General features: G+C 73.8%; 28 protein-coding genes. 12 read left to right on the plus strand and 16 right to left on the minus strand.

Annotation, left to right across the window (positions count from 1 at the left end; translation table 11 throughout):
* Positions 1-61: 61 nt before the first annotated feature.
* On the plus strand, positions 62-958 hold the full coding sequence (locus tag QRT03_RS16770; RefSeq protein WP_286054069.1) for a TIGR03619 family F420-dependent LLM class oxidoreductase: 897 nt from the start codon (positions 62-64) through the stop codon (positions 956-958).
* Here the strand turns inward: QRT03_RS16770 and QRT03_RS16775 are convergent.
* Together QRT03_RS16775 and QRT03_RS16780 are read right to left on the minus strand one after the other, a co-directional pair.
* Positions 955-1,668 (minus strand): ESX secretion-associated protein EspG, encoded by a 714-nt coding sequence (locus QRT03_RS16775; RefSeq protein ID WP_286054070.1) that lies wholly within the window; start codon positions 1,666-1,668, stop codon positions 955-957. The genes QRT03_RS16770 and QRT03_RS16775 overlap by 4 nt on opposite strands.
* Before the next feature lie 14 nt (positions 1,669-1,682).
* Positions 1,683-1,826: a hypothetical protein gene (locus QRT03_RS16780; RefSeq protein ID WP_286054071.1), complete on the minus strand. Its 144-nt coding sequence runs from the start codon at positions 1,824-1,826 to the stop codon at positions 1,683-1,685.
* A gap of 970 nt (positions 1,827-2,796) precedes the next feature.
* Here QRT03_RS16780 and QRT03_RS16785 point away from each other — a divergent pair.
* On the plus strand, positions 2,797-3,096 hold the full coding sequence (locus QRT03_RS16785) for a hypothetical protein (protein WP_286054072.1): 300 nt from the start codon (positions 2,797-2,799) through the stop codon (positions 3,094-3,096).
* Between the two features lie 574 nt (positions 3,097-3,670).
* Here the strand turns inward: QRT03_RS16785 and ispF are convergent.
* The 3 genes from ispF to QRT03_RS16800 are packed head-to-tail and all read right to left on the minus strand — an operon-like array spanning position 3,671 to position 5,311.
* Positions 3,671-4,135: a 2-C-methyl-D-erythritol 2,4-cyclodiphosphate synthase gene (gene ispF, locus QRT03_RS16790; RefSeq protein WP_286054073.1), complete on the minus strand. Its 465-nt coding sequence runs from the start codon at positions 4,133-4,135 to the stop codon at positions 3,671-3,673.
* Positions 4,136-4,169: 34 nt separating this feature from the next.
* A complete protein-coding gene (gene ispD / locus QRT03_RS16795; RefSeq protein WP_286054074.1) occupies positions 4,170-4,826 on the minus strand; it encodes a 2-C-methyl-D-erythritol 4-phosphate cytidylyltransferase in 657 nt (218 codons plus the stop codon).
* A 2-nt stretch (positions 4,827-4,828) separates the two neighbouring features.
* Positions 4,829-5,311, minus strand: a complete 483-nt coding sequence (locus tag QRT03_RS16800) for a CarD family transcriptional regulator (protein WP_116707106.1) — start codon at positions 5,309-5,311, stop codon at positions 4,829-4,831.
* Between the two features lie 266 nt (positions 5,312-5,577).
* Between QRT03_RS16800 and QRT03_RS16805 the strand changes: the two genes are divergently transcribed.
* Positions 5,578-6,126 (plus strand): copper chaperone PCu(A)C domain-containing protein, encoded by a 549-nt coding sequence (locus QRT03_RS16805; RefSeq protein WP_286054075.1) that lies wholly within the window; start codon positions 5,578-5,580, stop codon positions 6,124-6,126.
* Positions 6,127-6,187: 61 nt separating this feature from the next.
* Positions 6,188-7,597: a DNA repair protein RadA gene (gene radA, locus QRT03_RS16810; RefSeq protein ID WP_286054076.1), complete on the plus strand. Its 1,410-nt coding sequence runs from the start codon at positions 6,188-6,190 to the stop codon at positions 7,595-7,597.
* On the opposite strand, the gene QRT03_RS16815 is transcribed toward radA, so the two are convergent.
* Positions 7,578-8,456: a hypothetical protein gene (locus QRT03_RS16815; protein ID WP_286054077.1), complete on the minus strand. Its 879-nt coding sequence runs from the start codon at positions 8,454-8,456 to the stop codon at positions 7,578-7,580. The genes radA and QRT03_RS16815 overlap by 20 nt on opposite strands.
* A 91-nt stretch (positions 8,457-8,547) precedes the next feature.
* On the opposite strand from QRT03_RS16815, the gene QRT03_RS16820 reads away from it, so the two are divergent.
* The 3 genes from QRT03_RS16820 to QRT03_RS16830 all read left to right on the plus strand — a co-directional run bounded on the left by QRT03_RS16820 (position 8,548) and on the right by QRT03_RS16830 (position 10,622).
* Positions 8,548-9,423, plus strand: coding sequence for an HhH-GPD family protein (locus QRT03_RS16820; RefSeq protein WP_286054078.1), 876 nt, complete (start codon positions 8,548-8,550; stop codon positions 9,421-9,423).
* A gap of 51 nt (positions 9,424-9,474) precedes the next feature.
* Positions 9,475-9,795, plus strand: a complete 321-nt coding sequence (locus tag QRT03_RS16825; protein ID WP_286054079.1) for an antibiotic biosynthesis monooxygenase family protein — start codon at positions 9,475-9,477, stop codon at positions 9,793-9,795.
* Positions 9,796-9,869: 74 nt separating this feature from the next.
* Positions 9,870-10,622, plus strand: coding sequence for an SIR2 family NAD-dependent protein deacylase (locus QRT03_RS16830; RefSeq protein ID WP_286054080.1), 753 nt, complete (start codon positions 9,870-9,872; stop codon positions 10,620-10,622).
* A 61-nt stretch (positions 10,623-10,683) separates the two neighbouring features.
* On the opposite strand, the gene QRT03_RS16835 is transcribed toward QRT03_RS16830, so the two are convergent.
* Entirely contained in the window at positions 10,684-11,754 is a 1,071-nt protein-coding gene (locus QRT03_RS16835) for a winged helix DNA-binding domain-containing protein (RefSeq protein ID WP_286054081.1), read from the minus strand.
* Between the two features lie 60 nt (positions 11,755-11,814).
* On the opposite strand from QRT03_RS16835, the gene QRT03_RS16840 reads away from it, so the two are divergent.
* The 3 genes from QRT03_RS16840 (at position 11,815) to QRT03_RS16850 (ending at position 15,476) form a co-directional block, all read left to right on the plus strand.
* A complete protein-coding gene (locus QRT03_RS16840) occupies positions 11,815-12,840 on the plus strand; it encodes a YihY/virulence factor BrkB family protein (protein WP_286054082.1) in 1,026 nt (341 codons plus the stop codon).
* 34 nt (positions 12,841-12,874) lie between these two features.
* Positions 12,875-13,852 carry a helix-turn-helix transcriptional regulator gene (locus QRT03_RS16845; protein ID WP_286054083.1) on the plus strand — a complete coding sequence of 326 codons (978 nt, stop codon included), beginning with the start codon at positions 12,875-12,877 and terminating at the stop codon, positions 13,850-13,852.
* Between the two features lie 778 nt (positions 13,853-14,630).
* The gene (locus QRT03_RS16850; RefSeq protein ID WP_286054084.1) at positions 14,631-15,476 is read left to right on the plus strand and encodes a DedA family protein; all 846 of its coding nucleotides are present in this window, start codon (positions 14,631-14,633) and stop codon (positions 15,474-15,476) included.
* 3 nt (positions 15,477-15,479) lie between these two features.
* Here the strand turns inward: QRT03_RS16850 and QRT03_RS16855 are convergent, their stop codons facing one another.
* The 3 genes from QRT03_RS16855 to QRT03_RS16865 all read right to left on the minus strand — a co-directional run bounded on the left by QRT03_RS16855 (position 15,480) and on the right by QRT03_RS16865 (position 19,582).
* Positions 15,480-15,902: a limonene-1,2-epoxide hydrolase family protein gene (locus QRT03_RS16855; protein ID WP_286054085.1), complete on the minus strand. Its 423-nt coding sequence runs from the start codon at positions 15,900-15,902 to the stop codon at positions 15,480-15,482.
* Between the two features lie 84 nt (positions 15,903-15,986).
* A complete protein-coding gene (locus QRT03_RS16860; RefSeq protein WP_286054086.1) occupies positions 15,987-18,545 on the minus strand; it encodes an ATP-dependent Clp protease ATP-binding subunit in 2,559 nt (852 codons plus the stop codon).
* A gap of 308 nt (positions 18,546-18,853) precedes the next feature.
* The gene (locus QRT03_RS16865; RefSeq protein WP_286054087.1) at positions 18,854-19,582 is read right to left on the minus strand and encodes a maleylpyruvate isomerase N-terminal domain-containing protein; all 729 of its coding nucleotides are present in this window, start codon (positions 19,580-19,582) and stop codon (positions 18,854-18,856) included.
* 65 nt (positions 19,583-19,647) lie between these two features.
* On the opposite strand from QRT03_RS16865, the gene QRT03_RS16870 reads away from it, so the two are divergent.
* Positions 19,648-20,433 carry an ArsR/SmtB family transcription factor gene (locus QRT03_RS16870; RefSeq protein WP_286054088.1) on the plus strand — a complete coding sequence of 262 codons (786 nt, stop codon included), beginning with the start codon at positions 19,648-19,650 and terminating at the stop codon, positions 20,431-20,433.
* A gap of 22 nt (positions 20,434-20,455) precedes the next feature.
* Here QRT03_RS16870 and QRT03_RS16875 read toward each other — a convergent pair whose 3' ends face one another.
* A complete protein-coding gene (locus QRT03_RS16875) occupies positions 20,456-21,280 on the minus strand; it encodes an NAD(P)H-binding protein (RefSeq protein WP_286054089.1) in 825 nt (274 codons plus the stop codon).
* Positions 21,277-21,951, minus strand: a complete 675-nt coding sequence (locus tag QRT03_RS16880) for a DUF4386 domain-containing protein (protein ID WP_286054090.1) — start codon at positions 21,949-21,951, stop codon at positions 21,277-21,279. The genes QRT03_RS16875 and QRT03_RS16880 overlap by 4 nt, the downstream gene beginning before the upstream one ends.
* Positions 21,952-22,032: 81 nt before the next feature.
* On the opposite strand from QRT03_RS16880, the gene QRT03_RS16885 reads away from it, so the two are divergent.
* Entirely contained in the window at positions 22,033-22,500 is a 468-nt protein-coding gene (locus tag QRT03_RS16885) for a MarR family winged helix-turn-helix transcriptional regulator (RefSeq protein WP_286054091.1), read from the plus strand.
* Positions 22,501-22,651: 151 nt separating this feature from the next.
* Here QRT03_RS16885 and QRT03_RS16890 read toward each other — a convergent pair whose 3' ends face one another.
* The 4 genes from QRT03_RS16890 to exaC all read right to left on the minus strand — a co-directional run bounded on the left by QRT03_RS16890 (position 22,652) and on the right by exaC (position 25,884).
* On the minus strand, positions 22,652-23,023 hold the full coding sequence (locus QRT03_RS16890) for a histone-like nucleoid-structuring protein Lsr2 (protein WP_286054092.1): 372 nt from the start codon (positions 23,021-23,023) through the stop codon (positions 22,652-22,654).
* 168 nt (positions 23,024-23,191) lie between these two features.
* Entirely contained in the window at positions 23,192-23,791 is a 600-nt protein-coding gene (locus tag QRT03_RS16895; RefSeq protein ID WP_286054093.1) for a cysteine hydrolase family protein, read from the minus strand.
* Between the two features lie 93 nt (positions 23,792-23,884).
* Complete coding sequence (locus tag QRT03_RS16900; RefSeq protein ID WP_286054094.1) at positions 23,885-24,325, minus strand: DUF779 domain-containing protein; 441 nt, start codon at positions 24,323-24,325, stop codon at positions 23,885-23,887.
* A 35-nt stretch (positions 24,326-24,360) separates the two neighbouring features.
* The gene (exaC, locus tag QRT03_RS16905; protein ID WP_286054095.1) at positions 24,361-25,884 is read right to left on the minus strand and encodes an acetaldehyde dehydrogenase ExaC; all 1,524 of its coding nucleotides are present in this window, start codon (positions 25,882-25,884) and stop codon (positions 24,361-24,363) included.
* Between the last annotated feature and the right edge of the window lie 132 nt (positions 25,885-26,016).

Below are 26,016 nucleotides of genomic sequence, written 5' to 3' on the forward strand. Positions count from 1 at the left end.
GATCCTACGGACCGCAGGTCACGGCCCGTGCGGGCCCCTGCGCCGTGGCAGGGTCGTCGGCGTGGATCTCGGACTCTCGCTGCCCCAGTTCGGCGGCGCCGCCGACGACGCCGCGTCGATCGGCCGGTTCGCCGCGGACGCGGAGGCGGCCGGGGCGGCGTCGCTGTGGGTCGGCGACCGCCTGCTCGCCGCGCGGCGCCCGACCGTCGGGTACGGCGGTGCCGACACGATCCCGGTCGAGTTCCGCCGGGCCCTCGACCCGTTCGCCGTGCTCGCAGCGGCCGCCGTGACGACGTCCCGGGCCGAGCTCGGCTCGAGCGTCCTGGTCGCCCCGCTCTACGCCCCCGCCGTGCTCGCGCGGTCGCTCGCGACGCTGGCGGCGCTCTCGTCCGGACGGCTGGTCGCGGGGCTCGGCATCGGGTGGTCACCCGAGGAGTACGCGGCCGCCGGGGTCGGCTTCGACCACCGCGGCGCCCGGCTCGACGAGCTGCTCGACACCCTCGACGTGCTGTGGAGCGGCACCGACCGCGACGTCGAGGGTCGGTTCTGGACGACGCCGTCGTCGCACGTCGAGGCGCCCTCGCCCCGGGTGCCGGTCTACGTGTCCGCGTTCGGCGGGGCGGCGCTCCGCCGCGTGGGTCAGCGGTGCGACGGGTGGCTGCCGGTGGCGCGGCTGACCTCGCCCGCCGTGCCTGCGGCGCGGAAGGCCCTCGAGGGGCTCGCGACGATGCGGGCCAGGATCGACGAGGCCGCCGTCGCCGCCGGTCGCTCGCCCGCGGACGTGGGCACGGTGCTGCGGGTCAACCTCACCGCCGACGTCGGGCGTGACGAGCTCGCCGAGGCGGTGGGCGTCCTCGCCGAGGTCCATCCCCGGCTCTTCCTCGACCCGATGTACCGCGACGCGTCCCTCGACGAGCAGCTCGCCACGTTCACGCACGTCCGGGAGGCCCTCGTCTAGGCGCTCCTGCTCAGGGCCCGCGCGATCGCGGCGCGGTCGGCGGGACGGACACGGACGGTGTCGTCGTCGATCTCGACGAGCGCGCGGCCGTCGACGCTGTCGACCGCCGTGACCGGCCCGACCCGTCGTCGTGACGGGTGCAGGGTGGCGCCGAGCTGGAGGCGACGGCGCGGAGGCTCCGACCGGAGCGACTCCAGGCGTGTCCCGACGGCGGGTGGCAGGCGGCGGGCCGACGCCCCCGCGAAGAGCACGTCGGGCGGCACCGTCATCGCGACACCGGGCAGCGGGGGCTCGTCGGGGAGCCGCGCGAGGACGAGCAGGGCGAGCGCGGAGACGGGGTCGGCGGGCGGTCGGGCGGCGACGTCGAGGGTCCAGGCGTGATCCGGACCGGCCTCGACGACGACCACGAGCTCGCCCGCCACCGCCGCGTACCACCCACGGGCCTCGGGCTCCCAGGAGCGGAGGTCGACGGTGACCTCGGGTCGGTCCAGCACTCGGAGAGCGTCCGCGAGGTCGGCGATCGGGACCGGGATGCCGTGCGGTCCCGTGCGCGCGAGTCCGCGGGCGCGGAGGCCGCAGAGGGCGGCGTGGTCGGCGGCGTCGCGGGCGGAGAGGGTCGCGCCGTGGTCGGGGACCTCCAGCACCGGTGGCCGGTCGCCGAGGCCGAGGGCGCGCCAGGTCGCGACCACCGCGTCACGGTCGAGGTGCATCCGGCGAGCCGGGATCATTCGCCGATCACCGGTGGGACGACGCGCGGCAGCTCGCCCGCGAGGGCGTCGGGGTCGTCCTCGACGAGGTAGGCGGCGCGGGGCAGGCGCTGATCCTGGGCTCCGGCTCCCGCGAACCCGCCGATGGGCGCGAACGGCATCTGCTGACCCGTGGATCGCGCGGCGACCGCGGGTTCCAGGATCGACCCGCGGGACGTGGGGCTCGGGCCGAAGGAGGTCGAGGATCCGGGTCGCAGTGACTCGGATGCCGGGAAGCCGAGGGTCGATCCGGATGGCAGCGCTCCGCTCCCGCTTCCCGGTGGAGCGCCGGCGCCTCCGGGGAAGACGCCGCCAGGTCGGGCGCCGGGTGTGGTCGCGCCACCCGATTCGAGGCCGCCGGGAAGCAAGCCTCCAGGAACACCAGGCGCTCGCCCGCCCGGTACCGCGCCACCCGACGCACCCGTGCTCCCGGCCGGACCGGGAGCACCCACACCGCCGGGCACCACACCCACCCCGGCACCCGGCACACCGCCGCCACCGGGTCCGCTTCCCACGGCACCGGAACCGCTTCCCACGGCACCGGTTCCCGCACCGCCGGCTCCGGTGGCACCGGGTCCCGCGCCGGTGGCTCCGGTGGCACCGCTTCCCGCGCCACCTGCTCCGGCACCGGTTCCGGGGCCGGCACCGGAACCGCCACCGCCCGGCACGCCAGAACCGGTTCCACTGGCACCGGTTCCGGGGGCACCTCCCGCTGATCCGGCACCGCCGGACGCGCCGGCGCCACCGGGCACTCCGGCGCCGCCGGGCACTCCGGCGGAACCCGGTACCGGGCCGGCGCCACCGGGCACTCCGGCGGAACCCGGCACCGGGCCGGCACCACCAGGTCCGCCGACTCCTCCGGGCACCGCCGCGCCTCCGGGACCGGCGCCCGGTCCGCCCGTCACCACCTGGATCTGCGGCGCGCCTCGGACCGGCGACGCGAACTGCGGCAACTCCGACGCCCGCAGCGAGCTGAACTCCTGGTAGCGGCCCATGGCGGCACGGGCGCGGCGCTCGGCGTCGAGCGAGCCCTTCTCGGCCGTGTCGACGTCGAGCGCGGCGAGCGCCCCCACGCCCTCCCAGGTCTGGAGGGTGACCGGAGGTCGGGGCACCGGCGGGCCGACCGCCGACCGCGTCGCCGCGAGGGCACGGTTCTGCTCGTGCGACGCCGAGCCCACCGCGTCGCTGAACGTGCGCGCCTGGTCCGCCCACGGGCCCATCGGTCCCACCGCGCCGCCCGCCGCCTGCGCAGCGACCCCGCTCCGGCTCGCCGCGATCCCGGAGGTCGCCCGCTCGACCGACCCCGCGACGTCCCGCAACCGCGTCGCCAACGAGTTCCACGCACCGCCCGCGTCCGTGAACCCGCCGCCCCTCCCCTGCAACTGCGCGTGAATGTCGGCGTGCGACCGCGCGTCCCAGTTCACGTCGAACATCCCCGACCTCCTCCCGCACGAGAAGGCAAGCACGCGGCCACGGCCAGTGGGTGCGGTTCGGAGAAAGTGCGCCCCGAGTGCGACACCAGGCAGCTTCCGCGCCGCCCGAACCTGCGCCACGTCACTCTCGCGAGCACCCGAGCGGCACACCATGCACCGCAGCGGGCCGCCTGAGGTGCTTCATGTGCCGCTCGGGGTCGGCGCGGCAGCCGCTGCCGGTAACCCTCATCCCGTCGCGGCGAACCACAACGACAAAGCCCGCCCCGATGCCTTGTCGCGGGCTACTCGCGTCGACCCGCCAGCCTGTCGCTGGGAATCACCACGACAGGCGGCACGGGATCCGGCGGAACGCCGCGACAAGACGACCAGCACCCGCCGACCGGGCCCCGCCCAGGCTCATGGGCCGTCGATCCGACGTCCGCCACTCCGCCGAGCGCCGTCCCACCCGCGAGTGCGACACCACGCAGCTACCGAGCCCGCCGAAGCTGCACCACGTCACTCTCGCGGCGGCGACCGCACGCCGCCGCCGGGAGTCACCGCGGTAACAGCAACGCCGTCGCGACCGCCGCCAGCCCCTCGCCGCGGCCGGTGAGTCCGAGGCCGTCCGAGGTCGTGCCGGACACCGACACCGGGCCACCGACCGCGTCGGAGAGGACCGACTCGGCCTCCCGACGACGGGTCCCGATCTTCGGGCGGTTGCCGATCACCTGCACCGCCGCGTTGCCGAGCGTCCAGCCGTCGTCGTGAACCAGTCGACGCACCTCGCCGAGCAGCCGCACCCCGGAGGCCCCGGCCCACTCGGGTCGGCCGGTGCCGAACACGGCGCCGACGTCACCGAGCCCGGCCGCGGAGAGGAGAGCGTCACACAACGCGTGCGCGGCCACGTCGCCGTCGGAGTGCCCCGCGCAGCCGGCCTCGCCCTCCCAGAACAGGCCCGCCACCCAGCACGGCGCCTCGGCCGACAACGGGTGCACATCCGTCCCGATGCCGACCCTCACGGCTCGAGCTCCGCTGCGCTCCGTCTCGCGACCCTCACAGCGCCGCCACCAACGCCTCCGCCATCGCCAGGTCCAGCTCAGATGTGATCTTGAACGCGCGCGGATCACCCGGAACGGTCACGACCTCACCGCCGATCGCCTCGACCAGCCCCGCATCGTCGGTCGCGCGCAGGTCACCGGCCGCCGCGTGCGCCCGGCGCAGCACGTCCGCGTCGAAGCCCTGCGGCGTCTGGACGGCCAGCAACCCGGTGCGGTCCACCAGGTCCACGACGTGCCCGTCGGGGTCGACCCGCCGCACGGTGTCAGCCACGGGGATCGCCGGGACGACAGCTCCATGACCCGCGCGCACAGCGGACACCACCGCCTCGACCACAGAGGACGGGCACAGGCAACGCGCGGCGTCGTGCACCAGCACCACGTCCGCGTCACCGACCTCGGCCAGGCCGAGCGCCACCGAGGCGACCCGGTCGTGCCCACCGGGCACGACCCGACCCGCCGTCACGAACGCCATCTCCTCGACGTGTTCCGGCGGTGCGACGACGATCACCTCGTCGACCACCCCGGACGCGAGGAGCCCGTCGACCGCCCGGGCCACCATCGCGACCCCGGCGACCTCCACGAGCGCCTTCGGCTTCCCGGCCCCCAGCCGCAGCCCGGAACCGGCCGCCGGGACGACGGCCGCGACACCCACCTCTAGGAGGCGAGCACCTGGTCCAGCAGGGACTCGGCGGCCACCTCGTCGGTGCCCTCGGCGAGCGCGAGCTCGCTCACGAGGATCTGCCGGGCCTTGGCGAGCATGCGCTTCTCGCCGGCCGACAGGCCGCGGTCCTTCTCCCGGCGCCACAGGTCGCGGACGACCTCGGCCACCTTGTTGACGTCACCCGACGCGAGCTTCTCGAGGTTCGCCTTGTACCGGCGCGACCAGTTGGTCGGCTCCTCGGTGTGCGGGGCCCGCAACACCTCGAACACCCGGTCCAGACCCTCCTGGCCGACCACGTCGCGGACGCCGACGATCTCGGCATTGTCCGCGGGGACCCGGACCGTGAGGTCGCCCTGGGCAACCTTCAGGACGAGGTACTTCTTCTCCTCGCCCTTGATCGTCCGGGTCTCGATCGCCTCGATGAGAGCGGCACCGTGGTGCGGGTAGACGACGGTCTCGCCGACCTTGAAAACCATGTGTCCTCTAGCCCCTTTCGCTGCCTCCAGGTTAACACGTCCGCGACACGACGTCGGAGGGGGATTGCGCCGTCTTCGCAGGTCAGGGGGTTGACAAGTGGCGCGGGGCCGTGCTTCGCGAGGTCGGGAGGGTTGTGCGGAGGCGTGACGCGACCCGTCGGGCGCGCCCCGTCCCGCGCGCGGGGGCTAGGGTGACGCCGATCCGACCGACGCCCGCTGCGGCGCGCGGCGGAGCCGGAGCAGCTGATCGAGGAGGACCACGCGCCATGACCCGCCGACCGACGGGCCGTTCGCGGACCGCGCTGCTGGCCGCCACCCTGCTCGGCACGGCCGCCCTGGTCCTCTCCGGGTGCAGCGCCGGTGCCGTCACGCAGACCGACACGACGATCTCGTCGGTCTCCGGCACCGAGGCCCACGTCGGCGAGATGCTGCTGCGCGACGTCACGCTCGACCCGGGCGCCGAGGTCGTCGTGCCGGCCGGGTCCTCGGTGACCCTGCGCGGCACCTTCGTCAACCAGGCGCTCACCGACGACCAGCTCGTCTCGGTCTCCACGCCCTACGCCGGCCCGGCCCGCGCCGAGGGCTTCACGACGATCCCCGGCAACGCCGCCACGTATGTGGTCGGCGCCCAGCCCGGTCCCGTCGGCCCGCCCTCGCCGACCCAGGTCAACGGCACGATGCGGATCACCCTCCCGGGCGTCGCGCAGGTGCTGCACGAGGGCCCGACCTACCCGGTCACCTTCACCTTCGCCCGCGCCGGCTCGATCACGATGCCGCTCTACCTGAGCGCGACCGGCCCCGTCCCGGCCAGCTGATCCCGGTCCCGACGACGGGTCGGGCCGAGATTGTCGGGGGGTCGCCCTACCCTCCGGCACCGTGAGCACGAAGTCCCGTCCCCGCCCCTTCGAGTGCACCGCCTGCGGGCAGACCGCGGCGAAGTGGCTCGGCCGCTGCCCCGGCTGCGGCGGCTGGGGGACGATCGAGGAGGGGCTGCCGACGACGGCGGCCGCGGTCGGCACCCCGGGTGCGGCCCCGAAGGCGGCCGCCCGCCCCGCGAGCCCGGTCCGTGCGATCGGCGAGGTCGGGCTCGAGTCGGTCACCTCGCGCCCCACCGGTGTCGGCGAGCTCGACCGGGTGCTCGGTGGCGGCCTGGTGCCCGGCGCGGTGGTGCTGCTCGCGGGCGAGCCGGGCGTGGGGAAGTCGACGCTGCTGCTCGAGGTCGCGGCCCGGCGCGCGCGGGCCGGCGGCACGGTCCTCTACGTCACCGGCGAGGAGTCCGCGGGCCAGGTCCGGCTGCGGGCCGAGCGGACCGATGCGGTCGTGCCGCACCTGTTCCTGTCCGCGACGGCCGATCTCGAGGAGGTCGCCGCGCACGTCGAGGCGGTCGATCCGGGCCTCCTGGTGGTCGACTCGGTGCAGACCGTGGGCTCGGCCGACATCGAGGGCACGGCGGGCGGGGTGGCACAGGTCCGCGCGGTGACGTCCGCCCTCGTCGCGTTGGCCAAGCAGCGCGACCTGCCGGTGGTGCTCATCGGGCACGTCACGAAGGACGGCGCCGTGGCCGGCCCGCGCACGCTCGAGCACCTGGTGGACGTCGTGCTCAGCTTCGAGGGCGAGCGGCACTCGACGCTGCGCATGGTGCGCGGGCTGAAGAACCGGTTCGGCCCGTCGGACGAGGTCGGCTGCTTCGAGATGTTCGACGGCGGGATCACCGAGGTCACCGACCCGACGGGGCTGTTCGTCGGGACGATGACGGGCGCCGTGCCCGGGCAGGCGGTCACGGTCGCGATGGAGGGCAAGCGGCCGCTCATGGCCGAGGTCCAGGGCCTGGTGTCCCGGGTCGGCCAGGAGTCCCAGCCGCGGCGCTCGGTGTCCGACCTCGAGTCGTCCCGGGTCCTGAAGATCCTCGCCGTGCTCCAGCAGCGGTGCAGCCTGTCGCTCGCCACCTTCGACGTCTTCGCCGCGACCGTCGGCGGGATGAAGCTGCGCGAGCCGTCCGCCGACCTCGCGATCGCCCTCGCCATCGCCTCCGCGGCGGCCGACCGCCCGTTGCCCTACGGCACGGTGGTCATCGGCGAGGTGGGGCTCACCGGGGAGGTCCGCCGCGTCCCCGCCACCGACCGTCGGCTCGCCGAGGCGGCCCGGATGGGGATCCCGAAGGCCATCGTGCCGTTCGGCCCGGGCACCACCGCGCCGCCCGGCATGTCGCTGACCGAGGTGGACGACCTGAAGGGCGCGCTCGCGGCGGTCGGGCTGGGAGGGGGCGCTACGAAGAAGCGATCGTGAAGGGCGCCGGGTCGCTGATCGTCCCGTCGAGGCGCGTCAGGAGCTGGTACTTCCCGGCCGGGACGGCCTCGCGCCCGCCCGAACAGCCCGGCAGGGAGGTGCGCCCGGCCCAGCGCAGCGAGAGCACCTGCTCCTGGCCGGGGGCGAGGGTCCGCACGTCCGGGTCGCCCCCGGGGGCGCAGTCGTCGCTCCCCCACAGGCCGTCGCCCGCCGTCCGGACCACCGCCATCGCGGTCCGCGCGGGCCCGAGGTCCCGCGTGCACGGGGTCTTCCCGGTGTTCGTGACGACGAGGCTGAACTCGGGGCGGTCCGCGGCGGTGTAGCTCTTCGCGTCGGTGCGGGCGGCGACCCGCAGCGCCGAGTCCGCGCACGGCCCCGGGGGCGGCGCGGGGCTGCTCGACGGGGCCGCGGGCGGTGCGGGGGCCGGCGCGACCGGACCGGGCGCGGCGGCGCGGCCGAGCGGGTCGGTCGACGTCGCCCCCAGCAGGGGCGGGGTCGCGCCGCCGCTCGGCACGGTGGGGTCGGCACCGGGCAGAGCCGGCGAGGGTCCGCCACCCGGCGCGGGGGCCGCGCCGGGCGTGGGAGCGGCGCCGGGGGCCGCAGGCGCGGGCGCGTCCCCGACCTGCCCGAGCGCGGCGGACCCGCCCGGCGGTACCGCCAGGGCGCTGCGGGAGGCGACGGGCGACGGCGGGGCGTCGGCGGGCGCCGGAGCGGGCGCGGCGACGTCCCGGGAGTCGGCGGAGAACGCGGCACTCAGCGCCCAGATCAGCAGAGCCAGCACGAGGACGCCGACGATCGCGGCCAAGGCCCGCCGTCGCCAGTACACCGACGGCGGGAGCGGTCCCACCGGCTCCAACATGTGACGCACGGTAGAAGTGACATCGCGCAGCGCGATCGTCCCGCGCCGGGCCGGATCCCGAACTCACCCACCCGAGGGGCAGGATCCGGGAGTGCCCGCACTCGCCGACCGGCTCCTCCCCTGGTTCGCCGCCCACGCCCGCGACCTCCCGTGGCGGGAGGACGGCGTCTCCGGCTGGGGCGTGCTCGTCAGCGAGATCATGCTCCAGCAGACGCCGGTGGTCCGCGTCGACCCGATCTGGCGGGAGTGGCTCGCCCGCTGGCCCCGGCCCTCGGACCTGGCGGCCGCGTCGACGGCCGAGGTCCTGCGCGCGTGGGGCAAGCTCGGCTACCCGCGGCGGGCGCTGCGCCTGCAGGCCGCCGCGGTCGTGATCGCGGCGGAGCACGACGACGTGGTCCCCGACGACGTCGACACCCTGCTCGCCCTCCCCGGCATCGGGGCGTACACCGCCCGGGCCGTCGCCGCGTTCGCCTACGGCCGGCGCTGCCCGGTGGTGGACACCAACGTCCGGCGGGTCGTGGCCCGGGCGGTGCACGGCCGGGCCGAGGCCGGGGACGCCGCCGCCCGCGACCTCCCCGACACCGAGGCGCTCCTGCCCGACGACGAGGCCGACGCCGCCCGCACCTCGGCGGCCCTGATGGAGCTCGGCGCGTGCGTGTGCGTCGCCCGCGGCCCGCGCTGCGCGGACTGCCCCGTCGTCGACCTGTGCGCCTGGCAGCACGCGGGCCGACCGGCGTGGGACGGGCCGGTGAAGAAGGGGCAGCGGTGGGCCGGCACCGACCGCCAGGTGCGCGGAAGGCTCCTCGACGTGCTGCGCGGCGCGGACGGTCCGGCCGGTGCCGCCGCGCTGGAGTCCGCGTGGCTCACCGACCCCGCCCAGCGCGCCCGGTGCCTGGACTCGCTGCTCGTCGACGGCCTCGTCGAGCAGCTCGCCGACGGCCGGTTCGCGCTGCCCGGGGAGACGTAGCGGAGCGGAGCTCGACCCGTTCGGCATCGGGCGAGACGTAGGCTCGGGGACATGGCCGTCGTGAAGATCAATGCCATCAAGGTCCCCGAGGGCAACGGGCCGGAGCTGGAGCGCCGGTTCGCCGCCCGCGGCGAGTCGATCAAGGAGACGCCCGGCTTCCTCGGCTACGAGCTGCTGCGCCCGAGCGCGGGCGACGACCGCTACTTCGTCTACACCCGCTGGGAGTCCGAGGCGGCCTTCGCCGCGTGGCGTGACGGCGGCGCGGCCGCCGCGGCGCACGCGGGCGAGCGCAAGCAGCCCGTGTCCTCCGGGGCCGACCTGATGGAGTTCGAGGTCGTGCTGTCGGTCGGCAAGCCGGGCGGGGAGTCCTGAGCGAGTCCGACCTCGACGAGGCCGCCGAGCTCCTCCGCGGTGCCGGCGCCCTCGTCGTCGCCGCCGGGGCGGGGATGGGCGTCGACTCCGGGCTGCCCGACTTCCGCGGCCCGGAGGGCTTCTGGCGCGCCTACCCGCCCTACCGGCGTCTGGGCCTGCGCTTCGAGGAGCTCGCTGACCCGGAGCACTTCCACGACGACCCGCACCTCGCCTGGGGCTTCTACGGCCACCGCCTCGCGCTCTACCGGACGACGGTGCAGCACGCGGGTTTCGGCGTGCTCCTCGCCTGGTCGCGTCGCCTGCCGACGCGGGTGTTCACGTCCAACGTCGACGGGGCGTTCCAGAAGACGGGCTTTCCCGACGATGCCGTGGTCGAGTGCCACGGCGCGATCGGCACGCTGCAGTGCACCCGGCCCTGCTCCGAGGCGACCTGGTCGGCGGACGACGTCGAGGTCGCGATCGACGAGGACACGATGCGTGCCCGCGACCCGCTCCCGACCTGCCCCCGCTGCGGTGCGATCGCCCGGCCGAACATCCTGATGTTCGGCGACGGGTCGTGGGTGCCCGGCGTCCACGCCGAGCGGATGGCCGAGCACCGGACGTGGCTCCGGGGACGGGCCGACGTCGCCGTCGTCGAGGTGGGCGCCGGCACCGCGGTGCCGACCGTGCGGCGGCACGCGGAGCTCGCGTCCGCGGCGTCGGGGCGGCTGGTGCGGATCAACGTGCGGGAGCCCGAGGTCCGGCACGGGCGCGGTATCGGCATCGCTGCCGGCGCCCGGGACACCCTGGCTGCCCTGGACGAGCGGCTGGCCGGCGCCTGGGCCTGAGAGCCCCGCTCCCTCGTCAGCAGTGCGGCCATGCTGACACCGGACGTCAGCATGGCCGCACTCACGACACCGTCACGGCCGCCAACCGCAATCCCCGCGCCGCCGCGACCCGTTCCGCCTCGTCGTCGAGCAGCGGACGCGGCACGTCGCCGGAGACCGTCAGCGTGAGCTTCTTCCCCGACGCCGACGGACGCCACGTCCCGACGACCTCCGTCCCCGCCAGCACCGCCCCCGGATGACCCAGCGCCGGCCAGAGCGCGCGCCGCCGTTCGGTGTCCGGCACGAGCAGGGCGCGGTCGCGGGCGGAGAGCATCGGGTCGAACGGCGGCAGCAGCCGCAGCTCCGGGGGCGACGGCGGGTCGACCAGCCGGTCCACGTCGTCCGTCGCGACCCACGCCCGGCGTCCCTCGACGCGCACCGCCACGAGCCCGGTCGCCTCCACCGCCGACGCCAGTGCGCCCGCCGAGGTCCCGATCCACGCCGCGAGGTCGGCGGTGGTCGCGGGCCCGAAGATGCGCACGGCCGCCGTCACGAGCTCCGCGACGTCGGACACCGTGCCCGGTCCGGTGGGGCGGGACCACCCGTCCGGGGTCGGGAGCGCGCGCAGGGTCCGGCCGCCGTCGAGCGCGACCCCGGCGGGGAGCGCCGCCAGCCGCAGGAGCTGGTCGAACACGTGCCACACCCCGCAGCTCGGGCAGTCGCGCTGGAGTGCCCGGGGCAGCTCCCGACTCACCGCCGTCGACACCTCACCCTTGGTCATCGGGCTCGTGACGGCGGCCGCGAGGACCTCGGCGGTGCGGTCGATCGCGGCGAGAGCGGGGAACGCGTCGGACTGCTCGGCGGTCCAGATCAACCGGGCCATGGCGTCGGGCTCGGAGAGCGGCCGGAGGCGGCGGGCCCAGGCGGCGAGGTCGCTCCGCCGGTGCCGATGGGGCGCTCCGCGGTGGGACCAGGCGAGCTCGCCGTCGTCGGGCGGACCGTCCGGCAGGCGTGCCGCGAGCGCCACGGCGACCGACGACTGGTGGTGCTGCACCCCGAGCTCCAGCAGTGCCGCCGCACCGTCGATCGAGCGTCGGTGGAGACCCTGGGCGTCGATGCGGAACGCGATCGCCTGCGCGCGGGTGACGTCCATGCGCTCAGCCTGCCGGGTCCTCACTGCCACCTCCTGTCAGGTCACGCCATGATGTGCGGTGTGAGTTCCGTGCGCGCCGTGCCCGAGACCACGGACATGCACGGCGAGGACCTCTCCGCCGACGACGCCTGGCACACCACCCGCCGGGTCGGACTCGTGATGCTGCTGCGCACCTCGTTCCTGCGCTTCCGCTACGGCGACGGGTTCAGCCACGCACGGGCCTTCGCGCTCCAGCTCGCCCTCGCGACGGTGCCCCTGATCATCGCCGGCAGCGGGCTCGCGACCGCCATCGGCGCCGAGTCGGTCGCCCAGGTCGTGGCCCGGACCGTCGTCGCGGTGTCGCCCGGGGCGGGCGACCAGCTGCTCGCCGACGTCGTCGCCCGAGGGGCCGAAGGACCCGCCGTCGAGAACTCCGAGGACGACGACGGGCCGGGCGAGAACCTCGGGGAACTCGCGGTCGCCTTCGGGCTCGTGACGGCGTTCGTCGCCATGACGAGCGCGTTCGCCCAGCTCGAGCGCGGGGCGAACCGGGTCTACGGCGTGGAGCGGGACCGGCCGGCGCTGCGCAAGTACTCCCGCGCGGCCCTCCTGACGCTGACCGCGGGCACCGCGCTCGGACTCGGGCTGATCCTGATCATCGCGGGCGGACCGTTCGGCGACGCCATCGAGGAGGTCTACCGCTGGGGTGACGTGGCGGAGACGGTGTGGGACGTCGTGCGGTGGCCGGTCGGGCTCGCGGCGCTCGTCGTGGCGGTGACGACGCTGTTCCGGTTCGCACCGAGACGCCACCAGCCGGGCCTGTCCTGGCTCGGGCTCGGTGCCGGGCTGACCGTGGCGGTGTGGCTGGTCGCGTCGGCGGTGATCGGGCTCTACGTGTCCGTCTCCGGGGAGTTCTCGGCGACCTACGGGCCGCTCGCCGGGATCATGGTGCTGCTGCTCTGGGCGTTCGTCACCGGCGTCGCGCTGCTCGCCGGGCTCGCCGTGTCCGCGCAGCTGGAGGCGGTCCGGGCCGGGGTGACCGACCCGCTGCTCCTCGACGCCGACGACGACGGGGTGCCCGATGAGCGCGCCGTGTCGGGTAGCTGACATGCGTTGTCAGGTCATGGGGTAGGACTGTGGCGTGCGCGCCAGTCGGTTGCTCTCCGCGCTGATGCTCCTGCAGACACGCGGGCGTATGACCGCGCGCGAACTCGCCGACGAGCTCGAGGTCTCGATCCGCACGATCTACCGGGACATGGACCACCTCGGGGAGTCCGGCGTCCCGATCTACGCCGACCGGGGTCCCGACGGCGGGTACTCGCTGCTCGAAGGGTGGCGCACCCAGCTGACCGGGATGTCGGCCGAGGAGGCCGACTCACTCGCGCTCGCGGGGATGCCCGCGGCCGCCGCGGAGCTCGGACTCGGACGGGTCCTCGCCGCCGCCCAGCTCAAGGTCCAGGCCGCGCTGCCCGACGAGCTCGCGGAACGGTCCCGGCGGATCGCCGAGCGATTCCACCTCGACGCCCCGGGCTGGTTCCGCGAGGCCGACCACGTCCCGACCCTCACCGGCATCGCCGACGCGGTGTGGAACCAACGGGTCGTCCGGGTGCGCTACGTGCGCTGGGGCGACGAGGAGGTGGAGCGCGAGCTGGAACCGCTGGGCATCGTCCTGAAGGGCGGGGTCTGGTACCTCGTGGCGCAGCCCTCCGGCGGCGGGTCGGCGCGCACCTACCGGGTCACGCGGGTGCTCACGCTCGAGACCCTGGACGCGCACTTCGACCGGCCGGAGGAGTTCGACCTGTTCCGGCACTGGAACGAGTCGTCGCAGTCGCTGACGGCGGCGCTGTACCAGGCCGAGGCGGCGGTACGGCTGTCGCCGTGCGCGATGGAGCTGGCTCCCGTGGTCCTACGGCCGCACACCGCCCGGGCGCTGGCGGAACGGACCTGGCCCCTCGACGACGACGGGTGGACCTGCGCGGTGATCCCCATGGAGTCGATCGCCGCGACCCGCTCGGAGCTGCTGGGCCTGGGCGCGGAGATCGAGGTGGTGTCGCCGCCGGCGCTGCGCGAGCAGATGGCGGAGGCGGCGAAGGGACTGGCGGCGCTCTACGGGTCGTGAGTCGGGGTGTGCGTGCCGCATACGGCCTGGCCGGGTCGTGCTCGGTCGGCGACGCTGTGCGTCCCGCACACGGCCCGGCCGGCTCGTACTCGGTCGGCGACGCTGTGCGTCGCGCACACGGTTCGGCCGGCTCGTACTCGCCCGGCGACGCTGTGCGTCGAGCACACGGTTCGGCCCGCTCGTGCTCGTTCGGCGACGTCGTGCGTCCCGCACACGGTTCGGCCGGCTCGTGCTCGGTCGGCGGCGCTGTGCGTCCCACACACAGTGCGGCTTGTCGCGGGCTGCCGTCGACCGTGGGGCACCTTGTCGTTGTGATTCACAACGACAAGGGGACGGTGGGCGTGCGGGAGGCCGCGACAAGGTGCGGGGTGGGTCGGCCTGTCGTTGCGGTTCGCCGCGACAATCTCGCGGGGACCGGTGGGTGCAGCCGAGACCACCGGTGAGGAGGCCGCAACAGGCCCCGCACAGCGCGCTATGGCCCCGCGAGCCGGATCAGCGGCCCCCTCCGACCCGTGTGCGCCGCGCAACGCACGGGCGAAGCAGTGCTCGCCCCGCCGGCCGTGTGCGCCACGCAACGCCGTCCGGCACCACGGCTCGCCCCGCCGGCCGTGTGCGCCGCGCAACGCCGTCCGGCACCACGGCACGCCGCTCCAGCCGTGTGCGTCACGCAACGGCCCGACGCGAGCAGAACCGGATGATCTCGACACACGGTCGTGAACCTCCCTCCGCTACCGTCGGCGGGGACGGCGGACGGGCCGCCGGGGGAACGAGGGCCGACGTGTCCGAGCGGGACGAGGCGCCGACCACGCGCGAGCAGGAGAGCGCGGGCCCGCCACCCGCGCCGACCACACCCGAGCCCGGAGACACCCCGAGCGACCCGCCCGCACCACGATCGCGCTGGCGTCGGCAGTACAGCCCCGAGGAGATCGAGGCCGCGAAGCAGCAGTGGCGCGACATGCGGCCGTGGGACAGCCCGATGGCCCGGGCCGACAAGGTGCTCATCGGCTGCATGGTCGGCGCTTTCGTCCTGGCGATGGCCACCCTGCCCCTGCGGCCGTTCCTGCTCGCCTCGCACCCCACGGCGCTCGCTGCGGTGACGGGCAGTTCGTCGGCCGTCGGTGCGGGGGCGGCGTTCGCGCGGATCGGTCAGGCGGACCTGTGGCTTCTGATCCTCGCGGGCATCGTCGGGAAGATCAAGTTCGACTGGCTGTACTGGTGGGCCGGGCGGCGCTGGGGCGCCAAGGGCGTGAAGTTCTTCGTGCCCACCGACCGGGCGGCGCGCTTCGTGGAGCGCGTGCGGTCGTGGCCGATGTGGGCGATGTTCCTGGTGGTTGTGGTGGCCGCGCTCCCCGGCATCCCGTCGGTGCTGGCCTACCTCCTGGCGGGGCTCGCCGGCCTGTCCCTCGGCGCGTTCCTGGCGGCGAGCGTCGTCGGCGCCGGGATCATGACGGGACTCGTCGCCGGGTTGGGCTACGCGCTCGGGCAGTCGGCGGTCGACGTGGTGCTCGTGATCGACCGCTACGCCCTGTGGATCAGCCTGTCGATCGCGCTGTTCATCGCGATCTCGGCGGGCCGGGCCCAGAGCAAGCGGCAGAAGCGGCAGGCGGCGGCGCAGGAGGGGTGAGCCTCAGCGGCCCCGCAGCGCCGCCCACGCGCCCCGGGCGACCCCGGACACGGCGGCGCGAGTGACGTCGGCCCAGTCGAAGTAGTCGCGCCAGAGCGTGATCCGCCCGTCGCGCACCTCGAAGGTGCCGCAGACCCAGAATGCGATCCGGACGCGGCCGGCGATCGCCACGTCGGTGCGCTCGGTCAGCACGACGGAGCCGTTCGCGGCGAGCCGGTGGGTGTGGATCTCGAACCCCGTCAGGGGGCGCGCCATCGAGCCGAGCACGCGCAGGGTGGCCGCACGGCCGCGGGCGGGCGGGAGGGAGACGTTCTGGTAGACGACGTCGGCGGCGAGTAGGTCCCCCACAGCCTGGACGTCGAGGCGGGCGAGGGCGGCGAGGAAGGTCTCGACGACCTCCGCCTCCGTGGTCGTCGGTGCGCTCATGCCCGTCCTGTGCCCATCACCCCGGACACACGAACGCCCCGGTCACCACGAAGGTGACCGGGGCGCCGTGGGTTCGGAGCCGAATCAGCTGTCGGACTGCTCCGACGTGCCGGCCGTCGCGACCTCGGGGGTGTCCGGCACCGGGGTGGGCTTGGCCTCGCCCCGGAACGTGAACTTGGCCGAGTCCGGAGCGGGCTTCGTGACGCCCTTGTCGTCGACCTCGGGGGTCCAGCCCTCGACGTCGACGAGCACGATCTGGCCGGGCTCGATCTCCCCGAACAGGATCTTCTCCGAGAGCTGGTCCTCGATCTCCCGCTGGATCGTGCGACGCAGCGGACGCGCGCCGAGCACCGGGTCGAAACCGCGCTGCGCGAGCAGCTTCTTCGCGGAGTCGGTGAGCTCGATCGACATGTCCTTGTTCTGCAGCTGCTTCTCGGTGCGGCCGATGAGCAGGTCGACCATCTGCACGATCTCTTCCTCGCGCAGCTGGTGGAACACGATGATGTCGTCGATGCGGTTGAGGAACTCGGGACGGAAGTGCTTCTTCAGCTCGTCCGTGACCTTGTTCTTCATGCGCTCGTAGTTCGACGACGTGTCCGCACCGGACTGGAAGCCCAGGCCCACGGCCTTCGAGATGTCCTGCGTGCCGAGGTTCGAGGTGAACACGATGACCGTGTTCTTGAAGTCGACGACGCGACCCTGACCGTCGGTGAGACGGCCGTCCTCGAGCACCTGCAGCAGGGTGTTGTAGACCTCCGAGTGGGCCTTCTCGATCTCGTCGAAGAGGACCACGGAGAACGGCTTGCGGCGCACCTTCTCGGTGAGCTGGCCGCCCTCCTCGTAGCCGACGTACCCGGGAGGGGCACCGAAGAGCCGCGAGGCGGTGTAGCGGTCGTGGAACTCGCCCATGTCGATCTGGACCAGGGCGTCGTCGTCACCGAACAGGAACTCGGCGAGCGCCTTGGTCAGCTCGGTCTTCCCGACACCCGAGGGCCCCGCGAAGATGAACGACCCGGACGGACGCTTCGGGTCCTTGAGACCGGCCCGCGTGCGGCGCATCGACTGCGAGACCGCCTTGACGGCGTCCTCCTGACCGATGATCCGCTTGTGGAGCTCGTCCTCCATGCGGAGCAGACGGGTCGTCTCCTCCTCGGTGAGCTTGAAGACGGGGATGCCGGTCCAGTTGGCCAGCACCTCGGCGATCAGCTCGTCGTCCACCTCGGCGACGACGTCGAGGTCACCGGACTTCCACTGCTTCTCGCGCTCGGACTTCTGGCCGAGGAGCTGCTTCTCCTCGTCGCGCAGGCGCGCGGCCTTCTCGAAGTCCTGCGCGTCGATCGCCGACTCCTTCTCACGACGCACGTCGGAGATCTTCTCGTCGAACTCGCGCAGGTCCGGCGGCGCGGTCATGCGGCGGATGCGCATGCGGGCGCCGGCCTCGTCGATCAGGTCGATGGCCTTGTCCGGCAGGAACCGGTCGTTGATGTAGCGGTCGGCCAGGGTGGCCGCCGCGACCAGCGCCGGGTCGGTGATCGAGACGCGGTGGTGCGCCTCGTACCGGTCGCGCAGGCCCTTGAGGATCTCGATGGAGTGGGCCACCGAGGGCTCCCCCACCTGGATCGGCTGGAAGCGGCGCTCGAGCGCGGCGTCCTTCTCGACGTGCTTGCGGTACTCGTCGAGGGTCGTCGCGCCGATGGTCTGCAGCTCACCACGGGCCAGCATCGGCTTGAGGATCGACGCGGCGTCGATCGCGCCTTCGGCGGCACCGGCACCCACGAGCGTGTGGAGCTCGTCGATGAACAGGATGATGTCGCCGCGGGTGCGGATCTCCTTGAGGACCTTCTTCAGGCGCTCCTCGAAGTCACCGCGGTACCGCGAGCCCGCCACGAGCGACCCGAGGTCGAGCGTGTAGAGCTGCTTGTCCTTCAGCGTCTCGGGGACCTCGCCCTTGACGATGGCCTGGCCGAGGCCCTCGACGACGGCGGTCTTGCCGACGCCGGGCTCACCGATGAGGACCGGGTTGTTCTTGGTCCTCCGGGAGAGGACCTGCATGACCCGCTCGATCTCCTTCTCCCGGCCGATGACCGGGTCCAGCTTGCCCTCACGGGCGGACTGGGTGAGGTTCCGACCGAACTGGTCGAGCACGAGCGACGACGACGGCGTGCCCTCGCCGCGCTGGCCGCCGGACTCCGCGGGCTCCTTGCCCTGGTAGCCCGAGAGCAGCTGCAGCACCTGCTGGCGCACGCGGTTGAGGTCCGCGCCGAGCTTCACGAGGACCTGGGCCGCCACGCCCTCGCCCTCGCGGATCAGCCCGAGCAGGATGTGCTCGGTGCCGATGTAGTTGTGGCCGAGCTGCAGCGCCTCGCGCAGCGACAGCTCCAGCACCTTCTTGGCGCGCGGGGTGAACGGGATGTGACCCGAGGGTGCCTGCTGGCCCTGGCCGATGATCTCCTCGACCTGCTGGCGCACGCCCTCCAGGGCGATACCCAGCGACTCGAGCGCCTTGGCGGCGACGCCCTCGCCCTCGTGGATCAGCCCGAGCAGGATGTGCTCGGTCCCGATGTAGTTGTGGTTGAGCATCCGGGCCTCTTCTTGGGCCAGGACGACCACCCGCCTCGCGCGGTCGGTGAACCTCTCGAACATGCGTCACTCCTGACTGCTGCGCCGGCGGACTCCCGCGCACTCCCCCGCCGTCCCGCAGGACGGCGGACCTCTCGCGGACCCTGGCTGGTGCCCACACCGTGACCGAGCACCGTACGACCATCCTAGTCGCCGTGACCGACACGACCCGGTGTCGGCGGTTGCCGCACCGTGACGCCAGCCACGTCGATCTCCGATGACCGATCCTGCTCGCCCGGCCACCACTCGTGACCGCGCTCGTCCCAACGATGCCCGTTCACCTGCTGTTCCGGCTAGCCGTTCGCTACCGGAGAAACGCCGGATCGGGTGTTTCAGTAGCCCGCGAGCAGATCCTGCACGCGGCGGAGCATTCCCGACGGCAGGTGGCTGACGCCCCGGTGCGCAGGACGGCGCCCCCAGAGCGTGAGCAGGCGCGCCGCGGCGCCCAGTTCGAGCCCCACCGGCGCCCGGCCGTCGTCGTCGGGACGGCGCAGGCGGGTCCCGGCCGCACCGACCTCCAGCACCACGTCGTCCGCGCCCGGGCTGCGCAGCACGACCAGCAGCGGGTCGCCGGAGTCCGCCGCCGCCCCCGCCCGCGGCAGGAGCGCGCCGAGCACGGACAGCGCGTGGTCGGTGAGCTCGGGGGCGTCCAGGAACTCCTCGTCGCCCGTCAGGTCCCACCGGTGCAGGGCGAACTCGCTGCGCAGGTGCGTCCGGAAGGTCGAGACCACCATCTGCCGCCCGGTCCAGGGCACGACGGCGTCCGGCTCCACCGCGAGCGTCGTCCGGATCGCCTCCTGCATCGCCGCCTCCTGCTCGACCACGGCGTCCAGGAGCCCGTCGAGGTCCAGCCGCAGGTACGGCGCCTCGCGCTCGGCGAACGACCGTGTCACCGGCACCTCCTCGCCAGCGAGGTACGGCTCGAGGTGGCGGACCACCTCCGCGCACGTCGCTGCCTGGTGCGCGGCCACCTCGCGGGTCGTCCACCCCGGGCAGGCGGACACCGCGTCCGGGCCGACGGCGCGGCAGGCGTGCAGGAACGCGTCGGTCTCGTCGTTCATGACGACGAGGGTCGGGGCCGGGGACTTCGCCGGTCACCGAAGCGTCCCGCGCCTACCGTGCGGACATGACCGCCACCGGGGACGCCGACCTCTCCGTGGTCGCCGCCGCGCTCGGCGACCGCGGCCGGGCACGGATGGTGCTTGCCGTCACCGACGGCCGGGCGCTGCCCGCCTCGACCCTCGCCGGCGAGGCCGGGGTGTCCGCGGCGACCGCGAGCGCGCACCTGCGTCGTCTCGTGGACGCCGGGGTGCTGCGGGCGGAGCAGCACGGCCGCTTCCGCTACTTCCGCCTCGCCGGCCCGGAGGTCGCCGACCTGGTGGAGGCGCTCGGGCGGGTGTCGCCGCCCCAGCCGGTGCGCTCGCTCAAGGAGGGCACCCGCGCGCACGCCCTGCGCCTGGCCCGCGCCTGCTACGACCACGTCGCGGGACGTCTCGGGGTCGCGCTGACCGACGCCCTGCTCGACGCCGGGCACCTCGTCGGGGGCGACGGCGCCGACTCCGGGCGCCGCGACGGCGACCGGCTGCCCGGCCTCGACGTCGTGGACTACTCCCTCTCGGCGGACGGCCGCACGGTGCTCACCGGCCTGGACGTGGCGGTGCCCGACGCCGCCCCGGTCCGCTGCTGCGTGGACTGGACCGAGCAGCGCCACCACGTCGCGGGCCCGCTCGGCCGGGCGCTACTGACGACGATGACCGACCGCGGCTGGGTCCGCCCGGCCCGTCGCAGCCGCGCGCTGACGGTCACCGACGAGGGCCGCACCGCGCTCGTCGACGCCCTCGGGCTCGTCTGGCCGCCGCCGCACGGGCCGGACCGCGTCCCAGGAGAACGAACGGCACTCTCGCGCGCATAGAGGCTGCGACGGTGCCGCTCGTTCACGAGGGGACGGCGCCGAACGCGTCCGCGTGCGCCCGGGCCCAGTCGACGAACCGCCGCGGCTCGCGCCCGAGCAGCTCCCGCACGGTCGGGAGTGGGTCGACGCCCTCGTCGCTGCCGAGCGTGCGCGCCAGGATCGCGTCCACGACCTCCGGCGCCGTCCCGCCCGCGACCATGCCTCGCGCGACGTCGTCCGGACCCAGCTCGCGGGCCGGGAGCGGACGCCCGAGCACCTCACCGAGCAGGCGGAGCTCGTCGAGCGGGGTGAGCGACTCGGGGCCGGTCAGCCGGGGTGCGGCCCCGACGAGGTCCCCGCCCAGCGCCCGCACGGCGACGGCGGCCACGTCGGCCGGGTCGATCCCGGCCGCCGCGCGGCGGGCGAACCCGACCGGCGCCGGCCCGCCGTCGGGAACGGAGCGGGCCCAGGCGAGCGCATTGGAGAAGAAACGGCCGGGGCGCAGCAGGGTCCACGGCACGCCGGAGTCGACGACCAGCGCCTCGCGCGCGGCGTTCCACCGGCCGATCACGTCCGCGCCCTCCGGCCCGCTGAACACGCTCAGCAGCACCAGGTGCCCCACGCCCGCGTCGAGCGCGCGGGCGACCAGCTCCGCGAGGCGCGTCGGCGTCCCGCCCGGCGCTACCGGCTCCGAGGACATCAAGAACGCCGCCCGGGCCCCGCTCAGGTCGTCCCGGGAGACCTCGACGTCCGGCCCCTGCCACGCGTCCGGACGCCGGGTCAGCGCCCGGACCGGCTCGCCCGCCGCGGCGAGCTGCGCGACCACCTCGCTCCCGACGTGGCCAGTGGCGCCGGCGACCACGATCACGCGACGGCCTCCGGCTCGGCGACCCGGCGGCGGCTGACCGGCAGCACGGCCGAGACCCACACCAGCCAGATCAGCCCGCCGAACCGCACGACCGGCAGCAGGTACTGCAGCGGCGGCACCACCAGGCCGACCAGGGCCACGACGGCGACGGCCGCGAGCACGAGACCGGCCCAGGCGAGACCGCGTGGCACCAGGCCCGCGAGCAGCAGCGGCACCGAGCACCCGGCCAGGAGCAGCCCGGCCATGAGCGCGAACGCCGGTCCACCGAGAGCGAAGGACAGCGCGTTCAGCCCGGTCGCCGCCGCTTCTCCCCCGGGCACGGCAGCCGCCACGGCCGCCCACTGCGCAGTGCCCGAGAGCGCGAGCATCGCGACGGCGAGCAGCCCGCCGGACAGGCCCAGGGTCGGCCCGGCGACGCGCAGTCCGAGCCGGTGCAGGCGGTGGTGGACCGCGCCGACCCAGACCGCGAGCGGTGCGGCGGACGCGAGCAGGACAAGGGCGGACAGCTGCGCCCGGACCGGGTGGTCGTGCAGCAGCGCGAGGGTCATCGTCGGATCGGCCCCCGGCCGCGTCCCGGGGTGCAGGACGGCGGCGAGGACGGTCAGGACGGCCCAGACGAGGGCGGGTGCCAGCAGCGGTGGCCCGCCACGGCGGGCGTGGGGCGAGGACATGGCGGTCCTTCCATCAGCTAATCGTTACAAGTTGTCATCGTCTCTCGTAAGTATGGTTTGTCAAGGGCTATCGTTCCGACCGTGCACGAGGACCGCCCCACCGGAGCCGCCTTCCTGCTCACCCAGCTGGGCACGCACGCCGCCCGCCGCTTCGGGGAGCGGGTGGCGGCCGTCGACCTGACGCCGCCGCAGGCCGGCCTCGTCCGCGCGGTGGCCCGCGAACCGGGCCGCAGCCAGCAGGCACTGGCCGCGCAGCTGGGCACCCCGGCCACCCGCCTGGTCGCCCTCGTCGACGCCCTGGAGCAGCGCGGCGTGCTCGAACGGCGGCGCAACCCGGACGACCGGCGCCTGTACGCGGTCCACCTGACGACGGCGGGCGAGGACCTGATGCGCGACCTCGGACGGCTCGCCGCGGAGCACGAGGACGCGCTGCTCGCCACCCTGGACGCGGATGAGCGCCGGACCCTCGCCTCGCTACTCGGCCGGGTAGCGGCCGCCGAGGGCCTCACCCCGGGAATCCACCCGGGGTACCGCGACCTGCCGTCGTGATCCGGACCGGATCCCATCCGAGCGAACGGCACTCTCGCGCGCATAGAAGCTGCGAAGGTGCCGCTCGCTCATGACGGGGAACAGGGCCGGGAACGACGACGGGCCGCCCATCACCTCGAAGAGGTGACGGACGGCCCGGTCGGAACGGATGTCAGCCGTGGGCCTTGTGGTAGGCCTCGCTGACCTCGCTCGGGATACGGCCGCGCTCGGAGACGGTGAAGTCGTTCTTGCGCGCCCACTCGCGGATGGCCTGGTTCTGCTCGCGGTCGACCGAGGCCCGACCACCGCCCTTGCGCGCCGGGGCGGACGGGGCCGACGCCGCACGTGCGCCACCCGACCGACGACGCCCCGACACCTTGCGGGCGTGCGCCACGTAGTCCGCGAGCTCGTCACGCAACTTCGCCGCGTTGCTGTCCGACAGGTCGATCTCGTAGGACGTCCCGTCGATCCCGAACTCGACGGTCTCGTCGGCCTCGGACTCGTCGAGGTCGTCGACGAGGGTCACGACCACTTTCTGCGCCACGCGTTGAATTCCTTCCACGACCCCCGAACGACCGGTCACGCGTCACCGCGCGCCGTGAACCGGAATGGCTCGCGGCGCAGCGTAAATGCGGCTCGGTGACCGTGTCGAGGAGGGGGTGCCGTGATGGACGCAGCAGAATGAAATGGACGTGAAACGGAACGGAGGCGTTCAGTCGGGCACGGCCGATGCGTCCGGGACCACCACGGCGAACATGTCGGAGAGCGCCGCGAGGCTCGCGGACTGCAGCGACGACGCCTCGACGACACCGCCCGGCCCGGGTAGCGCACGGGTGGCGGTGGCGCCCGCGACCACGGTCGGCGCGAACCCGAGGTTGAACGCGCTGCGCGCGGTCGAGTTGACGCACATGTGGGTCATGAATCCGGCGAGCACCAGATTCGTGACACCCGCTCCGCGCAGGTGCTCCTCGAGATCGGTCTGCACGAACGAGCTCGGGAAGTTCTTGACGACGCGGTGCTCGCCGGGCTTCGGGGCGACCGCGTCGACGATCGCGCCGATCTCGTCGTTCGTGTCGTAGGGCGTCCCGGCGCCGGCCTCGTGCTGAACGTGCACGATCGTCGACCCGGCGGCACGGGCGCGCTCGAGCAGGCGGGCCGCCTCCTCGATGGCCGGCTCGACGTTCTCCAGGGCCATCACGCCCCGGGTGTAGGTGTTCTGCAGGTCGATCATGATCAGCGCGGAGCCGGTCAGCGACGCCGGGGCGTCGGGCATGCCGGTCAGCTCGCGCAGGGTGGTGCTGGGCTCGGTCACGGCGGATCTCCTCGTCGAGAATCGTCTCGGGACACACGAAGGGCACCCCGGCCTGCGGCCAGGGTGCCCCTCGTGCGCACTGCGGCGGAAGCGCTACGCCCCCTCGAGGGCCCGCCATTCGTCGTCACTGAACAGCCGCGAGCGGATGATGAACCGGACGCCCTCCGGCGCCTCGACGCTGAATCCGCTGCCGCGTCCCTTGACGACGTCCACGGTGAGGTGGGTGTGCTTCCAGTACTCGAACTGCGACGCCGACATGTAGAAGCCGATGGGCTTCTCGAGTCCCTCCACGGTCAGGTCACCGAGGTGCACGTCCTGGCCGCCGATCTTGAACTCCCCGTCCGGGTAGCACATGGGGGCGCTGCCGTCGCAGCACCCGCCGGACTGGTGGAACATCAGCGGCCCGTGGACGTCGGTGAGCTGCACGAGGAGCTCGGAGGCCTGCGGGGTCAACGCGACGCGCGCGGTGGTCCCCGAACCCGACACCTCGGGCACCTGCTCGGTGACGTCGGTGCTGGTACTGATCTCGGTCATCGAGATCCCTCCTCAGGTCGGCTCGGACTTCCCGATCAGAAGAAGCCCAGGGCGTTCTGCGAGTAGCTCACCAGCAGGTTCTTCGTCTGCTGGTAGTGGTCGAGCATCATCTTGTGGTTCTCACGGCCGATGCCCGACTGCTTGTACCCGCCGAAGGCCGCGTGGGCCGGGTAGGCGTGGTAGTTGTTCACCCAGACCCGGCCGGCCTGGATGTCGCGGCCCGCGCGGTAGGCGGTCGTGTTGTCGCGCGACCACACGCCGGCGCCCAGCCCGTAGAGGGTGTCGTTGGCGATGCTGATCGCGTCGTCGTAGTCCTCGAAGCGCGCGACCGAGACGACCGGGCCGAAGATCTCCTCCTGGAAGACCCGCATGGCGTTGTTGCCCTCGAACACGGTCGGCTTGATGTAGTAGCCGCCCGAGAGGTCGCCGCCGAGGTCGGCCTTCTCGCCGCCGGTCAGGATCTTCGCGCCCTCCTGGCGACCGATGTCGATGTAGGAGAGGATCTTCTCGAACTGGTCGTTCGAGGCCTGGGCGCCGACCTGGGTGTCGGTGTCCAGCGGGTTGCCCTGCTTGATCTGGTCGACCCGCTTGACGCCCTGCTCCAGGAAGTCCTGGTAGATGCCGCCCTGGATGAGGGCACGCGACGGGCAGGTGCAGACCTCGCCCTGGTTGAGGGCGAACATCGCGAAGCCCTCGAGCGCCTTGTCGTAGAACGCGTCCTGCTGCAGGGCCACGTCGTCGAAGAAGACGTTCGGGCTCTTGCCGCCGAGCTCCAGCGTGACCGGGATCAGGTTCTCCGAGGCGTACTGGGAGATCAGGCGACCCGTGGTGGTCTCACCGGTGAAGGCGATCTTGCGGATGCGGTTCGACGACGCGAGCGGCTTGCCGGCCTCGACGCCGAAGCCGTTGACGACGTTGATGACGCCCGGCGGGAGCAGGTCGGCGACCAGCTCGAGCAGCACGTGGATCGACGCCGGGGTCTGCTCGGCCGGCTTGAGGACGACCGCGTTGCCGGCGGCGAGCGCGGGCGCGAGCTTCCAGATCGCCATGAGGATCGGGAAGTTCCACGGGATGATCTGACCGACCACGCCCAGCGGCTCGTGGAAGTGGTAGGCGACCGTGTCCTCGTCGATCTGGGAGAGCGAGCCCTCCTGCGCGCGGATCGACCCGGCGAAGTAGCGCAGGTGGTCGATCGCGAGGGGGATGTCGGCGGCGAGCGTCTCGCGGACGGCCTTGCCGTTCTCCCAGCTCTCGGCGACGGCGATCTGCTCGAGGTTGGCCTCGACGCGGTCGGCGATCTTGTTCAGGATGTTCGCGCGCTCGGTGACCGACGTCTTGCCCCAGGCCGGCGCGGCGGCGTGCGCGGCGTCGAGGGCCTTCTCGACGTCGTCGGCGGTGCCGCGGGCGACCTCGGTGAAGTTCTGACCGGTGACCGGGGTCGGGTTCTCGAAGTACTGCCCCTTGGCGGGGGCGACGTACTCGCCACCGATGAAGTGGTCGTAGCGGGACTTGAAGCTGACGACGGAGCCGTCGGTCCCCGGGGCCGCGTACGTGGCCATCGTTGATCCTCCCGTAGGGGTCGACCGTGCGTTTTCTCCACACGAGGCTGTGACGCACGACGGTCACGCCTCTGTGACCCAGGACGCTATGGAGCCGAGGGTTGCACCGACGTTGCACGCACATGCGGGTGT

This window comes from Actinomycetospora termitidis (genome assembly GCF_030286555.1).
GTDB lineage: Bacteria > Actinomycetota > Actinomycetes > Mycobacteriales > Pseudonocardiaceae > Actinomycetospora > Actinomycetospora termitidis.